The following is a 25718-nucleotide window of genomic DNA, read 5'->3' as shown; positions in this document are numbered from 1 at the left end:
CGGCCGTGAGCACCGGGAACCCGCCGATGGTAACCGCGCTCGGGTGGGGACGTGACGTCACCGCCACTCGCGGGTCTGGTCGCCGAAACCCCAGTCGAGCAGGCGCCTGGCGTCGTAGAACCGCCTCTTGTCGGTGGGGGAGCCGAGGATGACGCCGATCTGCGTGCGCTTGCCGCGCTTGGCGGCGAACATGAAGCAGTAGCCGGCCCCGTTGGTGTAGCCCGTCTTGATGCCGAGGATGCCGGGGTACTTGCCGATCAGCTGGTTGGTGTTCTCGAACGTGTAGGTGCGCTTCTTCGCCGTTCGGATGGTGATCTTCTTGGTGGCGGAGGCCTTCTTGATCGTGGGGAAGCGCAGGGCGTACCGGGCCACCTTGATCTGCTCGGCCGCCGTCGAGTACGTCGAGGTCTGGGACGGGTAGGGCAGCCCGTCGAAGTTCGCGTAGTGGGTCTTCTTCAGCTTCAGGCGCTTGGCCGTGGCGTTCATCTTCGCGATGAAGTTCTTGTAGCCGGGCCCGTAGGCGTCGGCGAGCGCCGCGGTGGCGTCCGCTCCGGACTCCAGCATCGCCCCGTACAGCAGATCACGGACCTTGACCTTGTCCCCCACGACGAGGCCCGCCTCGCTGGCGCCCCACTTGTCGCCGTAGGTGGTGTACTTCTTCTTGATCGTCAGAGTGCGGTCGAGATCGCTCTCGTACCGCAGCACCACGATCGCCGTCATCACCTTCGTCAGACTGGCGATGGGCCGCTTGACGTGCATGTCCTTGTTCCAGAGGGTCTTTCCGCCCAGGCTGAGCGCCACCGCCTTGGCCTTGACCGCCGGCCGCGGACCCCGAGGCGCCGCCTCCGCGGGCACCCCCGTCCCCACGAGCACCGCCGCCCCCATCACGACGGACACGATCAGCTTGCGCACGGCACCCCCGGCCCCTGGGCTTCTGGATCAGCCGCCCACCCTGGCACCCCCCACAACACTTCGCAAACCACACACACCCACCGGTTTGCCTTCCCCCGCCCCCGTTCCCGCGTCCCTCTCACCACACCGGCCCGTCCCGTCCGACGCCAGAGGGCTTTTCCCCAGAATCCGGTTCGGTCCTGTGCGGCGGCGGCCGCGGCCGCACAGTGGGGTCATGACGCAGCCAGAGCTCTTCACCACCGCGCCGAGCGTCCACCGCCCGCTCGTCGCCCACGGCACCGGCCCCTTCGAACCCCGCCTCCGCCTCCTGGAGCGCCTCAAGATCCCCTTCCTGCTCACCACCCGGACCGCCGCCCTGCTCTGGGGCCTGGCCATCCCCCGCCGCACCCCCGCCACCGTCCCCCTCGAACTGGCGGCCCCCCACCCGCCGCCCGGCTCCCCGAAACCGGCCCTCCCCACCCCTCCCACCGACACCCCAGGAGCAGCCGCCTCCCACCGGACCCCGGCCCTCGACCCTCCGAAGCCCGCACCCACCACCCCGACCGCGGCCCCGCCCGAACCGACCGCTTCTCGCCCCGCCCCCGCCTCCTCAAAGCCGACCAGCCCCGACCCCGTCCAAGCTGTCCCCCCTCCCACCCCTTCGAGAGCGCCCTCCTCAATTTCCACCTGCTCTTTCGAGCCCGCTGCCCCCTGCTCACCCACCCGCCCTTCTGAGCCTGCGGCCTCCCTCTCACCCACCCGCTCCTCCGAACCCGCTGCCCCCTTCTCGCCCGCCCGTCCTTCTGAGCCTGCGGCCTCCCCCTCACCCACCCGCTCCTCCGAACCCGCTGCCCCCTTCTCGCCCACCCGCCCCTCTGAGCCCGCAGCCTCCCCCTCACCCACCCGCCCCTCCGAGCCCGCAGCCCTTCCTTCGACCGACCAAGCCTCGGAATCCGCGGCCTCCATGGCCACCGGCCTTCCGGAGTCAGCCGCTTTTTGCCCGGCCCAGGTTCCCGACTCCTCCGAACCGTTTCCTCCTGGCTCGACCGACCCGTCGTCGATACCGAGCGGTCGCGGTCTTCCACCGACGATGACCGCCCGAGGGCCTGCCGGTCGCCGTGTCACCTCGCCCATCGGCGTGGTGAAAGCGAGCGCTCCCGACGCCGCCTCGAAAGCACCCGTCTCAGAAGCACCCGCTTCTGAGACCGACCGTGGTGATCCGCTCCTCCTGCGCCTGCTCCCGGAGGACGTCACGACGCTGGGCGGCCGCCGCCTCACCACACGAGAACGCACCGCCTACGACTGCGCCCGCTCCCTGCCCCGCTACGAGGCTCTCGCCCTGGTCGACCAGTTCCTGGCCCGAGGCGTCTCCCTACCGGCGCTGCTGGCCCGCTCCCGCCGCGCCACCGGCCCCGGCGCCACCCAGGCGCGCGCCGTCATCGCGATGGCCGACCCCGCCGCCCAGTCCCCCGGCGAGTCCCTCGTCCGCGGCGTCCTGATCGACACCGGTTTCCCCCGCCCCACCTGCCAGCTCCCCGCCCCGCCCACCCCCTACCGCCTGGACCTGGGCCACGCCCGCTACCGCTGCGCCCTCGAGTACGACGGCGAAACCCACCACACCGGCCGCGCCAACCGCTCCCACGACACCTTCCGCCGAGCCCGCCTGGCCTCCCTCGGCTGGCACGTCCTCCCCGTCGCCCACGACTTCCGCACCTCCCCCGCCCCCTACCTCCACGCCTGGCTCACCCTCCTCCTCGAAGCCGGCTGGTCCCCCACCCCCTCCCACCTGTCCACCCTCACCCGCCGCATACAGACCCTCCGCCTCCCACTCCGTTTACTTCCTCACAGGCCCCGACCACCCCCCGCCCACCCCCCGAAGACGGCGTGCTCTACCGCCCACGCGGTAGAGCACGCCGCCCAGCACACCACTGGGTGGTCTTGCAGTAGCGGGTGGCGATCCCCCGCCACTGCTTGAGCCGGTTGAAGCAGCACTCCACGACGTTGCGCCACCGGTAGACGCCCTTATAGAAGACCGGTGGCCGACCGCCGCGGCTGCCGTACCGCAGCCGGTTGCAAACCTGGTCCCTGCGTTCGGGAATCGTGGCGGCGATGCCGCGTCTGCGCAGGTGGGCGCGAATGGCCTTGGTGCTGTAGCCCTTGTCACCGATCACATGATCAGGCCGCGCCCGAGGGCGGCCCGACCCGATCCGGGGCACCCGGATCGCAGCCATCAGGTGCGTGAACTGCGTGCAGTCGCCTGCGTTCCCACCGGTCAACACGAACGCCAGCGGCCGGCCCCGCCCATCTCACACCATATGGATCTTGGAGGTCAGACCGCCCCGCGAACGCCTGAGTGCCTGGCGCCCCCTTTTCTTGCCCCGGCTGTGTGCTGGTGGACGCGCACAATGGTGGAGTCCACCGAGATCAGCCAGTCGATGCCCCCGGTCGCATCCGCCCGCGCCCGCAGCATCGTGGTGAACGTGCCATCAGCGGCCCACCTGCGGCACCGGGTGTGTAGGGAGCGCCAGGACTTGTACCGCTCGGGCACGTTCCGCCAGGCCACGCCCGAGTGGAACTTGAACACGATTCCGTCAGCATTTGCCGGTCATCGGCCCGCGGACGCTCCATCGTCCGCCGGGGCAGCAACGGCTCCAACACCTGCCACCCAGCATCGGTCAACTCATAACGACGAACCACGACCTACATCATCCACACCGGCAGGCCACTACGCCCCTAATTTGACAACACAGCCTAGAGCGATCTTTCAATAGCAAGCGGATACAGGCAGCAGCTCCCCAACGCAAGGAACATCAAATGTTCTAACGAATTCGGGGTGGTTCATAACGCGGGCCCGTACGTTCTCAAGGCGTACGGGCCCACATCTATCAGGCGGTCAGATCAGCTCCAGATCACCCCAGTGACCGGCCAGCGGATTTCCGCCGAACCACTGCCCTCCGTCCGAATCTTCGCGCCCCACGAATATCGGGATGCAGTACGCTGCCCCCACATGGGAGTCCATGCCTGAGTGCCGGCAGTAGTAAGTGTTCCGATCCGGATCACCTCGTTCCAGCCCGCATTGACCCGATTGCCGTTGTCATAACCGGTTCCTTCCAAGAAGTCACCGACCCAACCCTGCTGATCGACCGTCACCCTCGCCCAGAACGCATGGCACGCAGGAGAGTAACGCAGCTCCACAGTGCCATTGCGGTATTTAAATTTGGCATACTTCTTCACACCACCAACAGTGGAGTAAGCGGTGATGGAGTCATTATTGCACCCAACGACCTGAGGCATGAGACCGTCGCAACCTCCCCGAGAGCAGAGCGCCGAAGCGGGCGTGGCCGTAATGGCGACACCCGCGAAGCTCACGGCAGCGACAGCGAGGACTGCGGCCGCCGAGCCCATCCTTTCAACCTTCATACAAACCTCTCATAAATCCCATAGGGCTGTAAGCAGATTGATCATCACAGACCACTCCACCTAAGAGTTTGTTCAGAATTGAAAATTTCCATCATTACTTGAGCGGATTATGGCTTGAAAAAATGATAAGTATCTGATATAAGGGGACAGCAAAAGCGCTTGCGGTGACATCAGGCATAGAACTCCTCAAAGAACCCCCCTCAGAAACAAATTGTCTAATTTCCGTTAAAACTGGTTTGGTTATTAGCGTCCGGTGGGTAGGATTTCGTCAAAGTGGCTGGCCGGAGGCGTTCAAGGAACCTTTTCCGTCACGAGACGGCCCTTCGGTTCTGCAAGGAACGTTTTTCACCATGCGGCAGCTTCGCGGTTCTGTAGGACGCTGATGGCTTTGGCGAGATGACCGGCGCGATGCGGGCAGCAGCGTAGCTTGGCCAGGATTTTCCACTGCTTGAGCTGGGAGTCCGCGCGCTCTCCGGGGCCGCGGAGCTTGGCGTGCGAGCGGTTCGCCTGCTTTTGGGAGGCGGGTTTGTTCTTGCACTTGTACAGGGTGAGGATCGCCGGGTCGGCGCCGTGATAGCCCTTGTCGGCCAGGACGAGCAGTCCGCTGGCGGCCAGGGCGCGGATGACGCCCCAGTTGCGGGCGGCTCTCAGGTCGTGGATCGAGCCGGGCCGGCGCCGGAGACCCACGCGATCTGCCCCTCGGGACCAGCGATGACCTGCAGGTTGACGCCGTGCTTCCTGTGTTTTCCGGAGTAGAAGGGCCGGTCGGCCTTCACACGGTCGATGGGATGAGGGTGCCGTCCAGGATCAGATGACGCACCTGATCCTTCTTGGCCTTGTGCAGTGCCTGGCCGAGCTTGGGCGAGCGGGCCGACAGCAGCATGACGGTCTCGTTGATGTACCGCCAGGCGGTGGTGGTCCCGACTCCGAAACCAGCTGCGAGCTGGGCGAACGTCTCGCCTTTCTCGAGGTGGGCGAGTGTCATCAGCGCCTGCTGCCCGGGCGGTAGCGCCCGGCCCTTACTGGAGATGGACCTGCGGTGCCGGCGGACCAGGCCGGCCACGTAGTTCAGCGTCGAGCGCGACAACGGCAGCGAAGCACGATAGAAAAGCATGCGAAGCCTCTGGTTGGGCGGAGGGTTGTGAGAGATCAACCGTCCTACCAGGGGTTTCTTCGCGTTCTCAGGCCGCCACACCGCCCGCGATCATGCTGTGATCATCAGCCTCGAAAGGCTGGTGGAAAAGGCTCAAGACGTTGATGGCCTTGGCAATACGACCGACGCGGCGGGGCGGCAGCGTAGCTTGGTGAAGATCTCCCACCGCTTGATCCAGGTGTTTGCGTGCTCCCCGGTTCGGCGGAGCTTGGCATGTGAGCGATTCGCCTGCTCCCGAGATTCGGCTTGTTCTTATCCTTCATGAGGCAATGACCATCGGATCGGCTCCCTGGTAACCCTTGTTGGCCAGCAGCCCGCAGGCAGCCAGAGCACAGATAATCCCTCAATTCGGGAAGCTCTCAGGTCATGGATGGAGCTGGGAATGACTCCGGACATCCACATGATCTACCCGTCGAGGTCAGCGATGCCTGCCCCAGTCGGTCGTAGCAATTCCGCTGGTCAGTGAGGTTTTCTCAGCAAGTTTCATTTGATCATGCAGTGTTCGAAATGGGTCAGGACGAGAGGTAGCGGCAACGTGGGGTGGGTTCATGGGGAGGGATGAGGAGCTGGGCGAAGCGCTGGGGATCCTGCTGGGCAGGCCGACGGGTTCTCGGCGGAGGCGACCTATGCGGCCTACTACGGCGGTGAAGTGCTCGCCGAACTCGTGCCGGGCGGGGGTGGCTGAACGCGGAGGGCCTCGCCGACACGGCGCCGAGGGAGCTGCCCGACCCGGTTTACCTGGACGAGGACCATCAGGAATTCGCGTGGCGGTTCGATCTGAGCGCGTCACTCGTGTATTTCGGTGAGCTGGACGAGGCGGGATTCACCGACTCCTTCGTGAAGGATGTCCGGGAGGCGGCCGCGCAGCACGACGACGATGACGTTTCGATCGTCGGCGCGGATCTCGCGCCGCTCCTGGTCCGTCACCGCGTCGATCTGGCCGAGGCCGCTGAGAATGGGTGCGCCATCGCGCCGGTCCTGCGCATCGCCACCGACGGCACCCTTTTCGACGCCCTGCGCGCCGCCACCTTCACCCATCTGGGCCCCGGGCCGCCTCCTTCCCATGGGAGGAAACGGCGGTCGTGCCCAGACCGCCGAACCGCAGTGGGAGAAGGCACTCGCCGCGGTACGGGACGAGGCCCTGCGCGACCATCTGCGCTTCCACTGCTTCGATGCCTTCGACGCCCGCTCCAGCGGAGCCCTTTACCTGCCCGTCGGCCACAATGGCCGCCCCTCGGCACCCGTCTCCTCGCCGGCGACCTCATCGCCGCCTGGTCCTTCGGCGAAGACCAGCACGGCGTCGCCGTCGTCCGTCTCCCCTGACCGGTCAAGGCCGAGGGGCAGGGCGTGTCCGGCAAACCGAAGGCACAGTGCCGACCACGCCGCTCCATCTGTAGGCGAGCACGGAATTTCGGCGAGGAGCGCGGCAGCGGCCTGATCGGATTCGATGAGGCGGATGGTGAGATCCCGTCGTCCTCATGGAGACCAGGCCGCTTCCACGCCATGGTTCTCACATCGCGGATGACCCACCTAGTGGCTTCCGGTCCCATCGACACGTAGCCTCGCCAGCCTCTCCCCGGGCGCTGCCCGGACCGTCGAACCGGCCCGGCAGGACGCGTTCGAGCACACATTCCAGCCGTTCTAGTGTGCGCTGCCGGGCTCGCCGTCGTTTTCCTGCGCGTCCTGGCGCTCCGCGAGCTCCGCCCGGCACCCGCCGCGAGCCCCGCCTGGCCGCTAGGCTCGACCCCGTCCGGCGGAAACGGGGAAGCGATGCCCGAAACGATCAGCGCGGTCCTCTTCGACATCGACGGCACCCTCGTCGACCACCGCGCCGCCGCTGCCGAAGCCGTCACGACCACCGCCTCCCAGGACGGTTCACCGGTCGCCGACGCACTGGTCGAACAGTGGTTCGCCCTGGAACGGGACGCGATGGACCGCTACCTGGCCGGCGAGCTGACATTCACCGAGCAGCGCCGCCGCCGCGTCCGCGCCCTGGCGAACGAGTTCGCCCTGGCCCTCTCCGACGACGCCGCCATCGACGCCTGGTTCGCCCGCTACCTCACCCTGTACGAGAACGCCTGGCGCCCCTACCCCGACGCCCGCCCCGCCCTCGAGGCACTGACCGCCCGCCCCGGCCTGCGCCTCGGCGTCATCACCAACGGCGACTCCGCCCAACAACACGACAAACTCCATCGCACAGGCCTGGCCGACCTCCTTCCCCTGGTCATCGTCTCCAGCGACATCGGCGAAGCCAAACCCTCCCCCCGCATCTTCCACACCGCCTGCGCCGAACTCGCCATCCCCCCTTCCCAAGCCCTCTACATCGGCGACGACTACCGAACCGACGCCCAAGCCGCCGCCAACGCCGGCCTCCATCCCCTCTGGCTGAACCGCACCTCCATCCCCGCCCCCGGCCCTCTTCCCCAGATCCCCACCCTCACCGCACTCGCCCTCCCCTGAACCCAGCCGCCCCCGGCCCAGTCGGTTCTTGGCCTGGACGGCGGGAGCGGCAAGGCGGCCGAAGGTGATAGCTCCTCCGCTTCGTTGACTGAGATCAATGTCAGCGGCACCCAGGTCTGCCCGCGTCAGCAGCGCCCTGGGCCTGGCCCTGCCTCGTTCCGGACGAGGGTGGCAGAGTGGGTGTCCTTTCGGGCGGGGTCAGCCGGTCCATTGGCCTTGGGTGAAGGAGGCCACGAAGGCGGCGGCCAGGGGGAGGGAGAGGGCGAGGTAGAGGCCGGTGAACCAGCGGTGGCGGCTCATGAGGTGGCCGAGGAGGATCCAGAGGGGGAACCACAGGAGGGTGGCTCGGCCTATGGAGAGGTAGAAGCTGGAGGTCATGAAGGCGGCGAGCTGGGTGGAGATGTAGACGGTCTCGGGCCACTGGCGGCGGTAGAGCAGCCAGAGGACGAGGAGGACGCCGACGATGGCGGCGAAGATCTCGACGCGGAAGGAGTTGCTCCACTCGGTCTGGATGGTGAAGGCGTTGTACCAGGTGGTCTCGAAGGCCTCCCAGGGCCAGACCGTGTGGCGGTTCCAACCCTGCTCCTGGGCGTGCTGCCAGGCCAGCGGGTCGCCGGTCCGGTACCACTGGTAGCCCATGTAGGCGCCGATCGACAGGAACGGCGTGACCAGGTACGGGGCGTTGCGCCAGCCACCGGGGGCCTTGCGGCCGTTCTCCCCGACGAGGAACTCCACGATGAGGCCGAGCGCCAGGAACAGTCCGGTGATCCGGACGACCGAGGCTCCGGCGGCGCACAGCACCGCCAGTTCCCAGCGGCCCTTCTTCGCCAGCAGCCATGCGGGGATGGCCAGCGCGAGGAACAGCGCCTCGGAGTAGGCCGCGAACAGGAAGACCGCGCACGGGCTGGTGACGAGCGCCAGCACCGCGTAGAACCCCGGCCCCGGTCCCTTCCGCTCGTCCTTCTTCCCGCCCTCGACCGCGGACCCGGCCCCGGACCCGGACCCGGACCCGGACTGTGACCGGAATTCGGGATCGGACCGCTCCAGAACAGTGGTCCCGACGTCTCGCTCCGATGCCCGCCTCCACGCCGGCTCACTCACTCCCGTCGAGCCGTCCGACGCGGCTCCGCGCATCCGGGCGCCCTTCCCGGGCCAACGCCCCGTCCCCGACCGGCGCTCCGTCCCGGCCCGGGAGCCCCTCTCCACCGCGGCACCCCGTTCCACCCAAGCAGCGGCCTCGGCCAGGACTTCCCTCTCGACCAGAGGCTCCTCCCCATTCCGAAGGCTCTTCGCGCCCTGAGAACTCCCCGCGCTCGAAGAGCTCTCTGTACCCGGAGCGGCTCCCGTGCCTTGAAGACTCCCCATGTTCGGAGAGCTCCCTGCGGAAGAGCTCTGTCCGGCCGAGAAGCCCTCTTCAGCCCGAGAACTCTCCCCGTTCGGGAAGCCGCTGCCAGAGGAATCCTGCCTGGCCAGGGGACCCTCGTCGGGCGAGAGGTCTTTGGAGGGAAGGGATTCCCGCTCTGCAGGAAGGGCGTCCTCGAGTGTGGGGGTGTCTTCGGGGGTCGTTTTCGGTGCGGTGGGTTGCTCGGGATCGGGGTTCGTGGAGGGGGTGGTGGTCGCTTCGGAGGTGCCGGGGGGCTGGGTGGGCGCTTCGGAGGGAAGCGGGGCGGTGTGGGGAGAGCGGAGGGGGTGGCTGACCGGTTTGCGGCCTGTTGTCTGCTCCGCGGGAGGGGTGCGGGTGAGGAAGGGGTGGGCTTCGGGGGTGTGAGAGGGCTGGAGAGCGACGGGCTTCTGGAAAGGCAGGGCGGGTTCTGAAGGGCGGTGGGTGAGGGGGTCGTGGGCGCCCTCAGGGGCTTGGGGGGAATTTCGAGGTCGGGTGGGACGGGGAGAGCGGGTGGGGGTGGAGAAGAGGGATGAAGGGCGGGAGAGGTCGGTGAGGCGGGAGAGGGCCAGGGCGGCCAGGGGGCCCGCCAGGAAGGAGATGAAGAGGCCTGCGGCCCGGTAGTCGGTGACGATCAGGCCGACGAGGCGGATCGCCAGGGGGTAGCCGGGGAAGAAGGCGGGCCAGCTGTAGTCCTCGTAGCGGCCTGGAGGGCCGCCGTCGTAGCCGTAGGTGGCCAGCCACCAGAAGCGGTCGGCGTCCCACTGGTTCCATCGGGTGAGGTAGTCCGGCCAGTCACCGGCGTGGGGGATCACCCTGATCACGACGATGGAGAACCAGGCAGCCGCCAGGTAAGCGAGCACCCAGGTCCCGAGCGCCGCACGGTCGGTGCGCTGAGGGATCAGGCTCTTCATACTCAGGCGTTCTACCACGTCCGTCCGGTGACCCTGTTAAGCGCTTCGGGGGTATGAACGGAAGAAGGCCCGCACGGAACGTTCGTGCGGGCCCTCGTCAGACGCCGGTAAGGCGGTGGTTCTCCCGCCGCGGCCACGTGTCGACGGGCCGCTGCAGGAGAATCCGGATGTTACGGATGTTGCTGGTTCGGCCAGTTCGGATCGTTGTCGTTCGGGTCCTGGTCGGCCGGGATGCCGTCGCCATCATTGTCGGGCGGTCCGCCCGGGGCCCCCGGCTGGTTGGCCTGGCAGGCGCCGTACTCGGGGTGCACCGCGCACCACCAGCCGGGAGGGGCGCCCTCGGTGCCGGGCGGCGGCTTGTTCGGGTCGCAGTTCATCAGGTTGCCCTCGGTGCAGCCGGGCAGGTCGTGCGGGTTCTGCGGCTGGGGCTGCTCGTGCTCGTTACCGCACTGCCCCGCCAGCTGCATGAGGGGATTGCACTCTTTTTCGGTCTTCGTCGGCTTGGGCTTCGGCGAGTCATACATCTCTGTCTGGCCCGAGTAGGTGGTCGTCGGGAAGTCGACGACCTCCTTGCCCGCCAGTGCCTTGTCCATGAAGGCCTTCCAGATGCTGGCCGCGTATTCACCACCGTAGATGTCCCCGCCGATGTAGGGACTCAACGACTTGCTTTTCTGATGGAAGACCGTCGCGGCGGCCGAGTACTGCGGGGTGTAGCCGACGAACCAGGTCGCCGCGCCCTCGTCGGTCGTACCGGTCTTACCGGCCGCCGGCTGGCTGGTGAGCCTGGCCTTGGTACCAGTGCCCTGGGTGACCACCGCCCGCATCGCAACGGTCGCCTGGGCCGTCTGGTCCTCGGTCAGGATCTGCTTGCCGGGCTTGACCCAGGGCAGCTTGATCTCCTCCACCACCTTGCCGTCGACTTCTTTGACGATCCTCTTGATGATGTGCGGAGTAACGGCTCTGCCACCATTGGCGAAGGCCGCGTAGCCCCCTGCCTGGTTCATGGCGGAGACGTTGATCGTGCCGAGCGCGAGACTGGCCCTGTCGTGCATGTCCTCCAAAGCGCTCTTCGGAACGCCGAAGCTCTCCGCCATGCCGATGACCTTCGGCAGGCCGAGTTTCAGGGCGAGCCGGACGAACGAGGAGTTGATCGACTGCTCGGTCGCCTTGATCAGCGAGATGGCCTGCCCCTCGCCGTGCTCGCTCCGCATCCAGTAGCCGTTCGCGTTCTTCGCCTTGCACTGGGTCTCGTCCCGCGGGCCGGGAACGACGTCACCGGTGACCCCGTCCAGGCAGATCAGGCCGCGCCCTTCGATCATCGACTTGACGTTGATGTTCTGGGAGAGCGCGGTGGCCAGTACGTAGGGCTTGAAGGACGAACCGATCTGCGGCCGCTCCACCAGGGCGGCGTCCGACTGCTCCTTCTTGGCGTTGCCCCCGTAGAAGGCGACGATCGCGCCGTCCTTCGGGTTCACCACCACGAGACCGGAGCGGACCACCCGCGCCATCTCCTTGGACGTCGGTTTGGGCGCCTGCTCCTTGACCGCCTGCTTGGCGTGTTTCATCAGGTTCCGGTCGAGGCTGGTGAAGATCTTGTAGCCACCGGTGTGCACCAGGTCCTCGTCGAATTCCGGGATGCTCGCCAGCTCGACGTTGATCCGCTCCCGAATATGGCCGGTCTGATCATCCTCATCGGACGTCCACACCCAGCTCTTCTTGGTCGCGGGGAACTTCAGCTTGTCCTTTTCGGCCTGGGTCAGCCAGCCCTCGGAGACCATGCCCCTGAGCACGTAGTCCCAGCGGAACAGCAGCCCCTGGTATTTGCCGGAGTCCTCCGGGCATTGGGGGCCCACCCGCGTGCAGAAGTAGTACGGCTGCTGGATCATCGCCGCGAGCAGCGCGCCCTCGGCGATGGTGAGCTTGTCGACGTTCTTGTGGAAGTACGCGCGGGAGGCGGCCTGGATGCCGTCCGCCTGGCGGCCGAAGGGGATGGTGTTCAGGTACTTCTCGAGGATCACGTCCTTGGAGTACTTGTCCTCCATCTTCAGCGCGGCGAAGATCTCTTTGAACTTGCGTCCGATGCTGCGTTCTGTGCTCAGGTCGTTCAGGTAGTTGCGGGCGAGCTGCTGGGTGATCGTGGAGCCGCCCTGCACCTGGCCGCCCGTGGCCGTGTTGTACGCCGCACGGGCCAGGCCGCGCGGTGAGATGCCGGGTTCGGTCTCGAACTGCCGCTGCTCGGCCGCCATCACCGCCTGCCGCACGTGCAGAGGCACCTGTTCGAGTTTGACATTCTCCCGGGCTTGGCCGACGCGGAAGATCGGCCGGGCGTTCTGGTTGGCCCAGTAGACGTTCGAACCCTGGGTCGTGGCGGACGCTTTGGCGTCCCTGGTCAGATCCGGAGTCTCCGTGGTCGCGTAACCGACGCCGACCAGGGTCCCCGAGGCGACCAGTCCCAGCACGCAGACACCCGCGACGATCTTCCAGTTGGGGACGTACTTCTTCCAGCCCTCCTTCTTGGAGGCCTTCTTCCCGTCCCCGTCCCCGTCTCCAGGTGGATCGGTGTCCCGGACGGGAGTGCCGTCGAGCCTCGTCTGGTCGAGGTCGTCCTCGTAGCCGACCGCCCCGTTCACCGTCGTGGCCGCGTACCCCTGCCCGTCGGGCGATGCGTAGGCGTCGTCGTACGGCTGGCCGGGCTGGCCGTAGGAGTCGTGTCCGCCGTCGTACGCTGCGTGACCGTTCTGCCCGTAGTCGTCGTAAGGCGCCTCGTACGGCTCGAACTGCGGCGAGCTGTTGCCGTACTCGGACTCGCGGTAGATCTCTTCCCGGGCCTGTGGCGCCGGCCTGAACCAGTCATCCTCCGGTCCATTGCCGGGGGCTCCGAAGCCCGGCCCGTTCGGCGGATTACTCACACGACCTCTCCCGGCTGGGTGCGGGCCCCGGTCGGGACCCCCACGTCGGCGCTGCCGGTGCGGGGTGGGGGGTCGACAGCCCCAGCAGCGTCAGGTGTCTAGCGGCGCCATGGTACCGAGGCGAACAAGCCCCAGAGGGTGGGATGGACCACACGGTTACGACATAGATGCCTGAATGGGGCATCTTGCGAAGGCGGTTCACACTACGTATCTTGGCGATGTATCGAGCCGATACATTTGGACGATACATCTGGTGGAGATACCGCGGAGGGTGCCATGGGCGGCGGCAAGAGGAGCGGCGTGCTCGAGCTCGCCGTACTCGGGCTGCTCCATGAGTCCCCGATGCACGGGTATGAGCTGCGCAAGCAGCTCAACACCCTGCTCGGCATGTTCCGGGCGTTCTCCTACGGGACGCTCTACCCCTGCCTCAAGCAGCTCCTCGCCCAGGGGCTGATCACCGAGGAGGACCAGGAGGAGGCGCCCCCGGGGACGCTGCAGAGCAAGCGGGCGAAGATCGTTTACAAGCTCACGGCGGAAGGCAAGGAGCACCTGCAGAGGCTCCTTTCCGAAGCCGGCCCGGCGGCGTGGGAGGACGAGGGCTTCGGTGTGCACTTCGCCTTCTTCGGCCAGACCCGGGCGGATGTGCGCCTGCGCATCCTCGAGGGCCGGCGCAGCCGGCTGGAGGAGCGCCTGGAGCACGTGCGGACCGCGTTCACCCGCACCCGGGAACGGGTCGACAGCTACACCCTCGAGCTGCAGAACCACGGGCTCGAGTCGGTGGAGCGCGAGGTCCGGTGGCTCAACGAGCTCATCGGGCGGGAACACGCGCAGGCGGCGGACCAGAGGTCCGAGCCGCAGCAGGACGCAGTAAAGGGCAATGACCTGGATGCCCCCTCCTAGGGGCCTCCGTACCTACCAAAAGCCTGGGGATCGCATCAGACCCCCGACAGGGTTAGAGAAAAGGAGCTACCGGATGGGTTCGGTGCGCGTAGCCATCGTTGGAGTGGGCAACTGCGCCTCTTCACTCGTCCAGGGGGTCGAGTTCTACAAGAACGCGGCGCCCGAGCAGCGGGTTCCCGGGCTGATGCACGTTCAGTTCGGCGACTACCACGTCGGTGACGTGGAGTTCGTCGCGGCGTTCGACGTCGATGCGAAGAAGGTCGGTCAGGACCTCGCGCACGCCATCCACGCCAGCGAGAACAACACGATCAAGTTCGCCGAGGTCCCGCCGACCGGCGTGACCGTGCAGCGCGGCCACACCTTCGACGGTCTCGGGGAGTACTACCTCGACATGGTCGAGGAGTCCGACGCCGAGCCGGTGGACGTCGTGCAGGCGCTGAAGGACGCGCAGGTGGACGTTCTGGTGTCCTACCTGCCCGTGGGTTCGGAGGAGGCCGACCGCTTCTACGCGCAGGCCTGCCTCGACGCCAAGGTGGCGTTCGTGAACGCCCTGCCGGTGTTCATCGCCTCCGACCCCGAGTGGGCCAAGAAGTTCACCGACGCGGGTGTCCCGATCGTCGGCGACGACATCAAGTCCCAGGTCGGCGCGACCATCACCCACCGGGTGATGGCCAAGCTGTTCGAGGACCGCGGAGTGGAGCTGCTGCGCACGTACCAGCTCAACTTCGGCGGGAACATGGACTTCATGAACATGCTGGAGCGCAAGCGCCTGCAGTCCAAGAAGATCTCCAAGACCCAGTCGGTCACCTCGCAGATCCCGCACGAGATGGCCAAGGCCGACGTGCACATCGGCCCGTCGGACCACGTGCCGTGGCTGGACGACCGCAAGTGGGCCTACGTCCGCCTGGAGGGCAAGTCCTTCGGCGACACCCCGCTGAACCTGGAGTACAAGCTGGAGGTCTGGGACTCCCCGAACTCCGCCGGCGTGATCATCGACGCGGTCCGCGCCGCCAAGATCGCCAAGGACCGCGGGATCGGCGGCCCGATCCTGTCGGCCAGCTCCTACTTCATGAAGTCCCCGCCGGAGCAGTACAACGACGACCAGGCGCGCGAGGCCGTCGAGGCCTTCATCCGCGGCGACGTCGAGCGCTGAGGCCCGGCACGCCCGAAGCCTCACGGGAATCCCCGGACGGAGTGCCGTCTGGGGATTCCGTGTTTTCCGGGGCGTATGGTGGCTGACGTGGGGATACGTGAAGTCTGGCGAGAAAGAGACTTCCGCCGTCTCTACGCCACCCGGTTGACGTCGCAGTTCGCGGACGGCATGGTCCAGATCGCGCTGGGCGGCTACATCTTCTTCTCCCCGGAGCAGCAGACGACGGCCGCCAAGGCCGCCGTCGCCTTCGCCGTCCTGCTGCTGCCCTACTCGGTGCTCGGCCCGTTCACCGGCGTCCTGCTCGACCGCTGGCGGCGCCGCCAGGTCCTGGTGTACACCCCGCTGGTGCGGGCGGCGTGCGTCCTGGTGATGACCGGCCTGATGCTGCTGGACACCGACGCCTTCCTGCTCGCCGCGCTGGTCGTGCTGGGCGTCAACCGCTTCTTCCTGGCCGCGCTGCCCGCCGCGCTCCCGCATGTGGTGCCCGGACGGGAGCTGCTGCTGGCCAACACGGTCTCGGTGACGTCGGGGACGATCGCCTCGTTCGTCGGCGCGGGCGTGGGCTTCGTCGTCCAGCTCGCGGGCGCGCAGGCCGCGCTGCTGGCGGCTGCCTGCTGCTACCTGGCGACCTCGGTGGTCGCCCGCACCCTGCCGCCGGACGGGCTGGGCCCCGACGAGCTGCACCGCGAGACCGTGCGCAACGTCGTCGTCGGCATGGTCGCCGGGCTCCGGCATGTCGCCGAGCGCCGCCCCGCGGCGCTGGCACTGGGCACGATCACCCTCTACCGGTTCCTGTACGGGCTGTGGCTGATCATGACGCTGCTGCTGTACCGCAACCACTTCCCGTCCGGTTTCGGGGGAGTCGCGGTGATCACAGCGGTCTCGGGTGTCGGCTTCTTCGTCGGCGCGGTGATCACGCCTCCCGTCACCCGCAGGATCGGCAGGGCGCTGGGGAACGTCCGGCCGCCGGAAGCGCGCCGTCAGGCGGGCATGGACCTGTGGATCCCGATCCTGCTGGGCACGGCCGCCGCGGGGCTGCTGTTCCTGGCCGTGCCCTTCCGCGAGCCGCTCTACGTGGCGGGCGGCTTCGTCCTGGGGGTGGCGGCCCAGGGCGTCAAGGTCTGCGTCGACACCATCGTCCAGCAGTCCGTGGACGACGAGTTCCGCGGCCGGGTCTTCGCCGCCTACGACATGCTCTTCAACGCCGCCTTCGTGGGCGCCGCCTGCGTCGCCGCGGCGGTGCTCCCCCAGAACGGCCTGTCGTACGCCGTCCTGGGCTTCACGATCGTCGCCTACGTGCTGGGCGCGCTGGGGTACTACACGCTGGCCTCGCGGTGGCGCGTGACGAGCCCGGCGGCCTGATTCAGTTCACCGTCCGGACGGCGCCCGCGTCGAGGCCGTTGCCGGCGTAGCGGATCTGGAGCCTGCCGGAGCGCGTCTTGAAGGAGTAGCGGCCTCTGCCGTCCGTCACGTCGGTGGCGACGTACGCCCAGGAGCCGTTCCACCGGTACAGGGCCACCTTCTGCTCGGCGTACGCCGTGTACCTCCCGTTGTCCTTCATCTTGCGCAGGACGCCGGAGATACCGCTGCCACGCGACTTGGAGCCGGTGGTGGAGAGGGTCGTACGGCGCTTCACGGTGAAGTGGGCGGTGCCGCCCTTGCTCGGACGTCCGGCGTCGTCGCGCATGGTGAGGACGGCCTTCCAGCGTCCGAATCCCTCGGAGCGGTGGAACTTGTACTCGCCTTCCCAGATCCCCGGGCGGTTGCGGATCTGCAGATCGACCATGGCGCGGTCGCCGTCGGGGCTGTAGAGGTAGAGGTCCATAGCGCGGATCGAAGCGGGAACGCCGCCGGCCGCGAAGGTGGCGTAGGTGCCCGTGCCGGGTCCGACGACCACGGTGCCGGGCGGGCGGAGGTCGACGGACGGCGCCGCAGCGGCGGGCTGGGCGGTACCGAGGAGCAGCGCGGCGGACAGGGTGAGGGCTGCTGCGAGACGCACGGCGGACTCCAGGGGTCGGGGGATGCCACGGAACGCGCGTTCAAAGTACTAGTGACAAAGTGTCTACTTATGGGTTCCCGCAGGTGAGACAGCTCACGTACGGGATATAAGCGGCTGATTACCCAGGTCATCTACTCGCGAGTAACACAGATCACTGGCGTACCGTGGACGGTCATGACCCCTGAGGAGCTTCTGGCCTTCGACCGCGAGCACGTCTGGCACCCGTACGCCCCGATGCCCGCGGTGATCCCCACCCACCCCGTGGTCTCGGCCCGCGGCGTCCGCCTCACCCTCGCCGACGGCACCGAGCTGGTGGACGGCATGTCGTCGTGGTGGGCGGCGATCCACGGCTACAACCACCCCGTCCTCAACGCCGCGGTCACCGACCAGCTGGGCAGGATGGCGCACGTCATGTTCGGCGGCCTCACCCACCCGCCCGCCGTCGAGCTCGCCGCCGCGCTCCTGGACCTCGCCCCCGCGGGCCTGACCAAGGTCTTCTTCGCCGACTCCGGCTCGGTGTCGGTCGAGGTCGCCATCAAGATGGCGCTCCAGTACTGGCGCGCCCAGGGGATCAGCCGCCCCCGCCTGCTGACGGTCCGCGGCGGCTACCACGGCGACACCTTCGGCGACATGGCCGTCTGCGACCCGGTGAACGGCATGCACCACCTGTTCACCGACGTCCTGGCCTCGCACGTCTTCGCCCCCGAGCCCCCGCAGGGGCCCGACGAGGACTACGTCCGCGGCCTGGAAAGGCTCGTCGCCGAGCACGCCCACGAGCTGGCCGCGATCATCGCCGAGCCGGTCGTGCAGGGCGCGGGCGGCATGCGCTTCTACGACCCGTCCCACCTGCGGGCGCTGCGCGACATCGCCGACGAGCACGGCCTCCTGCTGATCCTCGACGAGATCGCCACCGGGTTCGGCCGCACCGGCGAGCTGTGGGGCGCCGACCACGCCGGGGTCGTTCCCGACATCATGTGCGTCGGCAAGGCGCTCACCGGCGGCTACCTCAGCATGGCCGCCACCCTGTGCACCGACCGGGTCGCCGCGGGCCTCAGCGCAGGCGGCGAGACGCCCCTGATGCACGGCCCGACGTTCATGGCCAACCCGCTGTCCGCCGCCGTGGCGGGCGCCTCCCTGCGGCTGCTGGCCGAACGCGACTGGCGCACCGAGGTCAAGGCGATCGAGACCGGGCTGGCCGCCGGGCTCGAAGGGGTGCGGGGCCTGCCCGGCGTCGCCGACGTGCGGGTCAAGGGCGCGATCGGCGTCGTCCAGACCAGCGTCCCCCTCGACCAGCGGAAGGTCCAGGAGGCGGTCATGGCGCACGGCGTGTGGCTGCGGCCCTTCCGCGACCTGATCTACACGATGCCGCCCTACGTCAGCACCCCGGAGGACGTCGAGCGGATCACCGCCGCGATGACGGCGGCGGCCCGCACCCTGTCCTAACCCGGCTGCTGGAGCAGGCCCTCCTCGCGCGCCCACGCCAGGAGGGCCTCGCGCGCCGTGTCCTTGCCGACGGGGCCCCGGTCCAGCCGCAGCTCCAGCAGGAACTTGTAGGCCCTGCCGACCAGCGGTCCCGGCGTGATCCCCAGGACCTCCTGGATCTCGTCGCCGTTCAGCTCCGGCCGGATCCTCCCGAGCTCCTCCTCGGCCGCCAGCCGGGCGATCCGCTCCTCCAGCGTGTCGTACGTGCGGGCCAGCCGGTCGGCCTTGCGCTTGTTGCGGGTCGTGCAGTCGGCGCGGGTGAGCTTGTGCAGGCGCGGCAGGAGGTGCCCGGCGTCCCGGACGTACCGCCGCACCGCGGAGTCCGTCCACTCGCCGTCGCCGTACCCGTGGAAGCGCAGGTGCAGCTCGACCAGCCGCGAGACATCCGCGATGACCTCTTTGGGGTACTTCAATGCGGACAGCCGCTTGCGCGTCATCTTCGCGCCCACCAGTTCGTGGTGGTGGAAGGAGACACGGCCGCCCGGCAGGTGAGCCCGCGTCCTCGGCTTGCCGATGTCGTGCAGCAGGGCGGCCAGGCGCAGGACGAGGTCGGGCCCGTCCTCCTCCTGGGCGATCGCCTGGTCCAGCACGATCATCGAGTGCTCGTAGACGTCCTTGTGCCGGTGGTGCTCGTCGATCTCCAGCCGCAGCGCGGGCAGCTCGGGCAGCACGTACCGGGCGAGGCCCGAGGCGTCCAGGACGGCCAGGCCCGCCCGCGGGTACCTGCCGCAGACCAGCTTGGACAGCTCCACCTGCACCCGCTCCGCCGAGACGATCTCGATGCGGCCCGCCATCTTCCGCATCGCGTCCATCACGGACGGGTCGACGGTGAAGCCCAGCTGGGAGACGAACCGGGCGGCGCGCATCATGCGCAGCGGGTCGTCGCCGAAGGAGTCCTCGGGCGAGCCGGGGGTGCGCAGCACCTTTTCCTTCAGGTCCCGCAGGCCGCCGAACGGATCGACGAACTCGCACCCGGGCAGGCGCGCCGCCATCGCGTTGACGGCGAAGTCGCGGCGCCGCAGGTCCGCCTCCAGCGAGGTGCCGTAGGAGACATCGGGCTTGCGGGACTTGGGGTCGTAGGTCTCGCTGCGGTAGGTCGTGACCTCCAGCTGGTGGTCGCCCTTGCGCAGCCCGACCGTGCCGAACTCGATGCCGATCGTCCAGACCGCGTCGGCCCAGCCGTCGACCAGCTCGAGGACGCGCTCGGGCGGGGCGTCGGTGGTGAAGTCGAGGTCCGTCACCGGGCGCCGGAGAAGCGCGTCCCGTACGGGGCCGCCGACGATGGCCAGCTCGTGCCCGGCCGCGGCGAAAAGCCGTCCGAGCTCCTCGGCCTCGGCGGGCACCACCCGTCCCAGCAGTTCGGCCAGGGCCCTGCGCTGTTCCTCATTCGACACGACCACCAAGGGTAAGCGTTCCGGAGAATGCCGCAAAACAAGTATTCACCCGCCGCGACGTGATCGTCACTGTCCGCGAAAGGCCCGTGTTCGGACCGGTCGATCAAGCCCGAGCCCGGCCTTTCACCTCTGGAAGCCCACTACGATCGACCGCGTGGCAGCGCGGTGGGAGAAGTACCAGTGAAGGCGCGTTTCACGGCTGCTCTCGGAGCGCTCGTCCTGCTCTTCGCGGCCGCGCCCTTCCTCCCGGGCGCGGCGCCGGCCGCCTTCGCGGGCTCCCAGCGCCAGGACACCCTGACGGTCGTCCTGGAGGGCGTCAAACCGTCGATCCTGGTGGCGAAGACCAAGAAGCTGACCGTCCAGGCGAAGATCACCAACCGGGGCGCGCGCCCGCTCACCGGCCTCGGGGCCCAGCTGCAGTACGGCGACGCGTTCACCACCCGCGGCCAGCTCGACCAGTTCTCCCGCAGCCAGACCGAGGAGTCCGTCCCCCACGTCCTGGACCCCAGCGATCCCTTCGACCTCGCCCCGGGCGCGTCCAAGACGGTGAAGCTGTCGGGTGACGCGGCCAACGTCTTCGCCCGCCGGTCCGGATCGCTCTCGGTCTACCCGCTGGCCGTGACGGTGTCGTCGGCGGCCACCGGACGCCTCGGCGGCGTGCACACGTACGTCAACTACGTCCCCAAGGACGTGCGGAAGACCGGCGTCCAGCCGACCCGCGTCTCTTTCGTCTGGCCGCTCATCGACGCTCCCCACCGCACCACGGAGAACAGGTTCTACGATGACGAGCTCGCCGCGTCCCTCGCCCCCGGCGGCGAGAAGAGCAGGCTGAACGATCTCCTCTCCGCGCTGGGCTCGGCTGACAAGTCCGTCACCCTGGCGATCGACCCGGGCCTTCTCGGCGACGTGGAGGCGATGCAGAAGGCCTACCGGGTGCGCGGGCAGGAGGAGGAGAAGCCGGGGAGCAAGGACGCCTCGGCCTGGCTCCAGAAGCTGAAAGCGTATGTGAAGAGCCCGAAGAGCGCTTTCTTCCTGACGCCCTACGGCGACGTCGACACCGTCGCACTGGTCAACAAGCGGCTCGCCAACGGCCAGAGCAGCCTCCTGAAGGCCGCGTACGCCGACAAGAAAGTCGGCCTCGACCTCCTGGAGAAGAGCGAGACGTATCCACCTCTCGCCTGGACCAACGGCGGCACCATCAACCAGAAGACGATCGACCGCCTCTCGGCCGGCGGGAAGCTCGGCAGCAGCTACTTCCTGCTGAGCAGCAGCCAGCTGATGGCCGCCAACGGGATCACCTACACCCCCAGCGCCGCGGCCACCGTCGAGACCTCCAAGGGCAGGCAGAAGACCGCCATCGCCTTCGACGACACCATCCAGCAGATCATCAGCGCCGACACCCGCTCTCCGGGGGCGGCTCTCGGCGCCCGGCAGCGCTACCTGGCCGAGACGGCGATGATCACCGCGGAGGCGCCCAGCGAGAGCCGCACCCTGGTCGTCTCACCGGACCGGCGCTGGAACCCCGACCCGGAGTTCGCGCGCAGCCTGCTGGCCGAGGATGCCAGGAGCGGCTGGCTCAAGCCCGTCCCCCTCGGGGAGGTCGCCGCGGCCAAGAACCGCACGGCCGACCGCACGTTCGTCACCTACCCCGACGAGGACCGCGAGCTCACCGCCCACTACCTGGAGGGCGTGAAGTCGATGAACAAGACGGCCTACGCCTTCTCCAAGATCTTCCCCGAGCCCGACACCTCGCTCCAGCGGACGGCCATGCGGACCGCCTCCAACTACTGGCGGGGCAACAGCAGGCGCCAGAACGCCGCCTACGCCTTCCAGGGGGAGGCCGAGAAGGACCACCAGGCCGCGGTCAACAGGGTCAGCCTGGTCGAGGGAACGGAGAAGCAGCTCGCGGGTTCCTCCGGTGTGCTGAGATTCACCATCGCGAACGAGTTCCCCGAGGGCAGCGGGCCGGTCGACGTCGTCATCGAGATCTCCACCTACCCCGCGGGCCGGCTGGTCTTCCCCGACGAGAACGAGGAGGACCTGGAGAGCTACGTGCTGGAACGCCGGATCGAGGGCAACCAGAAGGACACCCTGCTGGTGCCGGTCAAGCTGCCCACCGGAAGCTCGTTCACCAACGAGATCGAGGTGGTGGTCAAGATCTCCAACCGGGAGCGCGGGGAGATCAACTCCCAGAGCGTCTTCGTAAAAACGACCGGGATCTCCTCGATCGGCGTCTTCATCACCGTTGGTGCCCTCGGCGTGCTGGTCGTCGGCGTAGGCTTCCGTGGGATGCGCGCGCGGCGGCGGCGCAAGGAGGAGGAAGCACAGCATGACGGAGCAGCGGTCTGAGGAGCGGAGCGGGGGCGCGGCCTCGAGCCTGATGCGCTCGGGCGCCCTCATGGCCCTGGGCACGATCGCCTCCCGGATCACCGGGTTCGTCCGCAGCGCCGTGATCATCATCGCGCTGGGCAACGGCGTCCTCGGGTCGATCTACAACCTCTCCAACACCATCCCGAACATCCTCTACGACCTGCTGTTCGGCGGCATCCTCACCTCGGTGATCGTCCCGCTGATCGTGCAGGCCAAGAAGCGGGACGCCCGGTACGGCCAGGAGTACGAGCAGCGGTTCTTCACCATCGCGTTGATCGGCCTCGGCGTGATCACCGTGCTGGCGGTGCTGGCGGCCCCGCTCATCATGCGCGCCTACGGCGGTTCCGAGCTCCAGGGCGACGACCTCAGGCTCGCCGTCCTGTTCGCGATGTTCTTCCTCCCGCAGATCTTCTTCTACGGGGTGGGCGCCTTCGCCGGCGCGATCCTCAACACCCGCGGCTCCTTCGCCGCCCCGATGTGGGCGCCGGTCCTCAACAACGTCGTGGTCATCGGCGTGGGCATCGCGTTCCTGCTGGTCCAGGACGGGGCCAAGCCGGACGCCTCCAACCTCGGCGACGCCGAGTTCTGGCTGCTGGCCGCCGGCACCACCGGCGGCATCGTGCTGCAGACGATCGTGTTGTGGCCCGCCCTGCGCCGCACGGGCTTCCGCTGGCGGCCCCGGCTGAACTTCCAGAAGGGCGAGCTCGGCCAGGTCGGCCGCACCGCCGCGTGGTCGCTGCTGTACGTCCTGCTCCTGCAGGTCGGCTTCCTGATCATCACGCGGCTCACCAACGACGCGGGCTTCCTCGCCAAGGAGGAGGGCCTGGGCGAGGCGTACGGCTACGCGTCCTACTCCACGGCGTACCAGTTCTTCCAGCTCCCGTACGCGATCGTCGCGGTCTCCGTGATCACCGCGCTGCTGCCCCGGATGAGCGGCCACGCCGCCGAGGGCAACACCGACCTGGTCCGCGACGACTTCTCCTCCGGGCTGCGGCTGTCGTCCGTCCTGGTCATCCCGGGCGCGGCCCTGATGCTCGCCCTCGCGCCCGACATCGTCAACGCGCTGTTCGCCCACGGGAACACCAGCCCCGAGGACGCCGCGGTCATCGGCCGGATCATGCAGGCGTTCGCCATCGCGCTGGTGCCGTTCTCGATCTACCAGCTGATGCTGCGCGTCTTCTACGCCTACCGGGACACCAGGACGCCCGCGCTGCTCGCCTTCGCGACCGTCGCCGTCAACGTCGGCACCGCCTACCTGGCCTACCGGACCCTGCCGACCCAGGACATCGTCGTCGGCATCGCCGGGGCCTTCGTGGTCACCAACTCGGTGGGCGTCATCCTGTGCGGGATCGTCCTGCGGCGCCGGCTGGGACGGATCGACGCTGGCCGAATCATCGCCTCTCATGTCAAGATGCTGGCTGCCGCGGGTCCGCTCGCGGCCTTCGCGCTCGGTTGTCATGTGGCGTTGGAGAAATGGGCCGGAACCGGCCTCTTCTCCTCTCTTGCGGCACTCGTACTCGGCGGCCTGGGAGGTGGCATCCTGTACGTCGCCGCCGCTCGCGTCCTCCGCGTCCCGGAGGTGGAGACGATGATGAGGACGATCGGCGGCCGGATCCCCGGTCTGCGCTAGGCCCTCATTCCCTACTACGATGTCAGGCACCATGGGATTCGATGATGTGCGGCGGGAATGCGACGGGAAAAACCATGAGCACGTCCGTCATTGAGCCCGGGACCAGGCTCGCCGGCCGTTACCGCCTCGAGGAGAAGGTCAGCGAGGCGGACGGCTCCACGCTGTGGAAGGCGATCGACGAGATCCTGGCGCGGGCGGTCGCCGTCCGCACCTTCGAGCCCGGATTCCCCCGCGCCGCGGAGGTCGTCACGGCGGCGCGCACCGCGTCCCGGCTCACCGACCCCCGGCTCACCCAGGTCTTCGACGCCGACAACGACGGCGAGCTCGCCTACGTCATCAGCGAGTGGGTCAGCGGCGAGACCCTGGAGGAGATGATCGTCTCCGGCGGCCCGCTGGCGCCCGGCAGGGCCGCGCGGTTCGTCTCCGAGGCGGCCGAGGCCCTCACCACCGCGCACAAGGCGGGCATGTCCCACCTGTGCCTCACCGCCCGCCACCTGGTCTGGACGACGGGCGGCACCGTCAAGCTCACCGGCCTGGGCGTCGAGGCGGTGCTGTGCGGGGTCAACTCCACCGAGCCCGCCCGGCTGGACGCGCTCGGCCTCGGCCAGATGCTCTACGCCGCGCTGACCGGCCACTGGCCCGGCGGCGCGGACGAGTCGTCGCTGCCGCCCGCGCCCGAGCAGAACGGCGACCACGTGCCGCCGCGCGAGCTGCGCGAGGAGGTGCCCGCCGCGGTCGACGAGATCGTCCGCCGGGCGATGGAGATCGGCGCGCCGGAAGAGCCGCTGACCACGCCCGCCGAGGTCGCCGCCGCGCTCGCCAAGGTCCCGCGCACCCCGCTGCCGCTCTTCGCCGGGCTGCAGTCCGGGCCGCCGCCCGCCGTGATCAACCGGCCGCAGCGCGCCGAGCCCCCGGCCAAGACGGTGCCCCAGCCCCGCCCCCCGGCGGCCAGGCCCGCGGCCGCGCCGCAGCCCACCGCGCAGCTGTCGCAGCCGCCGCCCCCGTCGACGGTCTCGTCGCCGTCCACCACCGCCGTCTCCCAGGCCGGGCAGTCGATCAACCGGCCGCTGGTCGCCGCGGCGGCCGCGGTCGCCGCCCTCGTCATCGGCATCGCCGCCTGGCAGTTCACCGGCGGCAAGAAGGAAGCGAACGACGATCCGGGCCAGGGTGCCCAGCCCACCGCTCCCGCGCCCGCCCCGAGCGCCACGAGACTGCAGATCACCCACGCCAAGGGCATCTTCGACCTGACCGGCAACGGCAACCCGGACAGCAAGGTCAAACCCACCGCGCACTTCGTCAAGGACAAGAAGCCCGGCACGTACTTCGAGACCGATCGCTACCGGGAGCCGTACGCCACCTCCTTCGGCAACTTCCTGAATGGCGCGGGCTTCGTCCTCGACCTCGGCTCCTCCAAGCAGGTCAGCAAGGTGGTGCTGCACTCTCCTCCGGCGAGCGCGGGCGCCGCCTTCAAGGTCTACGTGGGTGACAGCGACAACCGGTCGCTGGCCCCCGAGTTCGGCTCCCCCACCACGCTCGGCACCGGTACCACCGAGGTCTCCGGCACCGCCACGGGGCGCTACGTGATCGTCTGGTTCACCTCGTCCCCGCCGTCCGGGCGGGTCCAGGTCGGTGAGGCCTCGGTGCACGGGACGGAGTGATGCC

15 protein-coding genes and 2 pseudogenes are annotated in these 25718 nt (G+C 68.5%); 8 read left to right on the top strand and 9 right to left on the bottom strand.

All coding sequences use genetic code 11. The features are described 5' to 3' along the window. Positions 1–57: 57 nt before the first annotated feature. From C2865_RS03425 to C2865_RS03400, 5 genes and pseudogenes are all read right to left on the bottom strand, one after another. Positions 58–912, bottom strand: coding sequence for a D-alanyl-D-alanine carboxypeptidase family protein (locus C2865_RS03425; RefSeq protein WP_232835319.1), 855 nt, complete (start codon positions 910–912; stop codon positions 58–60). Positions 913–2780: 1868 nt separating this feature from the next. After that, positions 2781–3588 (bottom strand): annotated as a pseudogene (locus C2865_RS03415) (IS5 family transposase). Between the two features lie 201 nt (positions 3589–3789). Further along, positions 3790–4185 carry a DUF2690 domain-containing protein gene (locus C2865_RS03410; RefSeq protein ID WP_157963537.1) on the bottom strand — a complete coding sequence of 132 codons (396 nt, stop codon included), beginning with the start codon at positions 4183–4185 and terminating at the stop codon, positions 3790–3792. Positions 4186–4656: 471 nt separating this feature from the next. Beyond that, positions 4657–5425 (bottom strand): annotated as a pseudogene (locus C2865_RS03405) (transposase family protein). A gap of 825 nt (positions 5426–6250) precedes the next feature. Then, a complete protein-coding gene (locus C2865_RS03400) occupies positions 6251–6502 on the bottom strand; it encodes a hypothetical protein (protein WP_106396779.1) in 252 nt (83 codons plus the stop codon). Positions 6503–7234: 732 nt separating this feature from the next. On the opposite strand from C2865_RS03400, the gene C2865_RS03390 reads away from it, so the two are divergent. Continuing rightward, the gene (locus tag C2865_RS03390) at positions 7235–7924 is read left to right on the top strand and encodes an HAD family hydrolase (RefSeq protein WP_106396777.1); all 690 of its coding nucleotides are present in this window, start codon (positions 7235–7237) and stop codon (positions 7922–7924) included. A 198-nt stretch (positions 7925–8122) separates the two neighbouring features. Here the strand turns inward: C2865_RS03390 and C2865_RS39200 are convergent, their stop codons facing one another. Continuing rightward, the gene (locus C2865_RS39200) at positions 8123–10219 is read right to left on the bottom strand and encodes a hypothetical protein (RefSeq protein WP_157963536.1); all 2097 of its coding nucleotides are present in this window, start codon (positions 10217–10219) and stop codon (positions 8123–8125) included. Positions 10220–10389: 170 nt separating this feature from the next. Then, a complete protein-coding gene (locus C2865_RS03380) occupies positions 10390–13128 on the bottom strand; it encodes a transglycosylase domain-containing protein (RefSeq protein ID WP_106396775.1) in 2739 nt (912 codons plus the stop codon). A gap of 276 nt (positions 13129–13404) precedes the next feature. On the opposite strand from C2865_RS03380, the gene C2865_RS03375 reads away from it, so the two are divergent. From C2865_RS03375 to C2865_RS03365, 3 genes are all read left to right on the top strand, one after another. Beyond that, positions 13405–14028: a PadR family transcriptional regulator gene (locus C2865_RS03375; RefSeq protein ID WP_106396774.1), complete on the top strand. Its 624-nt coding sequence runs from the start codon at positions 13405–13407 to the stop codon at positions 14026–14028. 73 nt (positions 14029–14101) lie between these two features. After that, positions 14102–15181: an inositol-3-phosphate synthase gene (locus tag C2865_RS03370; protein WP_106396773.1), complete on the top strand. Its 1080-nt coding sequence runs from the start codon at positions 14102–14104 to the stop codon at positions 15179–15181. Between the two features lie 87 nt (positions 15182–15268). Next, positions 15269–16543: an MFS transporter gene (locus C2865_RS03365; protein ID WP_232835318.1), complete on the top strand. Its 1275-nt coding sequence runs from the start codon at positions 15269–15271 to the stop codon at positions 16541–16543. 1 nt (position 16544) lies between these two features. Here C2865_RS03365 and C2865_RS03360 read toward each other — a convergent pair whose 3' ends face one another. After that, positions 16545–17180 (bottom strand): hypothetical protein, encoded by a 636-nt coding sequence (locus C2865_RS03360; RefSeq protein ID WP_106396771.1) that lies wholly within the window; start codon positions 17178–17180, stop codon positions 16545–16547. 174 nt (positions 17181–17354) lie between these two features. Between C2865_RS03360 and C2865_RS03355 the strand changes: the two genes are divergently transcribed. Then, a complete protein-coding gene (locus C2865_RS03355) occupies positions 17355–18623 on the top strand; it encodes an adenosylmethionine--8-amino-7-oxononanoate transaminase (RefSeq protein WP_106396770.1) in 1269 nt (422 codons plus the stop codon). On the opposite strand, the gene C2865_RS03350 is transcribed toward C2865_RS03355, so the two are convergent. Continuing rightward, positions 18620–20056 (bottom strand): CCA tRNA nucleotidyltransferase, encoded by a 1437-nt coding sequence (locus C2865_RS03350; RefSeq protein WP_408608285.1) that lies wholly within the window; start codon positions 20054–20056, stop codon positions 18620–18622. The genes C2865_RS03355 and C2865_RS03350 overlap by 4 nt on opposite strands. Before the next feature lie 180 nt (positions 20057–20236). On the opposite strand from C2865_RS03350, the gene C2865_RS03345 reads away from it, so the two are divergent. The 3 genes from C2865_RS03345 (at position 20237) to C2865_RS03335 (ending at position 25714) form a co-directional block, all read left to right on the top strand. Beyond that, positions 20237–22405, top strand: a complete 2169-nt coding sequence (locus C2865_RS03345) for a DUF6049 family protein (RefSeq protein WP_106396769.1) — start codon at positions 20237–20239, stop codon at positions 22403–22405. Further along, positions 22386–24056: a murein biosynthesis integral membrane protein MurJ gene (murJ, locus tag C2865_RS03340; RefSeq protein WP_106396768.1), complete on the top strand. Its 1671-nt coding sequence runs from the start codon at positions 22386–22388 to the stop codon at positions 24054–24056. Before C2865_RS03345 ends, murJ begins: the two co-directional genes overlap by 20 nt. A 74-nt stretch (positions 24057–24130) precedes the next feature. After that, the gene (locus tag C2865_RS03335; RefSeq protein WP_106396767.1) at positions 24131–25714 is read left to right on the top strand and encodes a protein kinase family protein; all 1584 of its coding nucleotides are present in this window, start codon (positions 24131–24133) and stop codon (positions 25712–25714) included. Positions 25715–25718 lie beyond the last annotated feature (4 nt).

This window comes from Actinocorallia populi, from assembly GCF_002995495.1.
Lineage (GTDB): Bacteria > Actinomycetota > Actinomycetes > Streptosporangiales > Streptosporangiaceae > Actinocorallia > Actinocorallia populi.
Note: the sequence above shows the minus strand (reverse complement) of the source record. Positions and strands in the feature narration are given on the sequence as shown.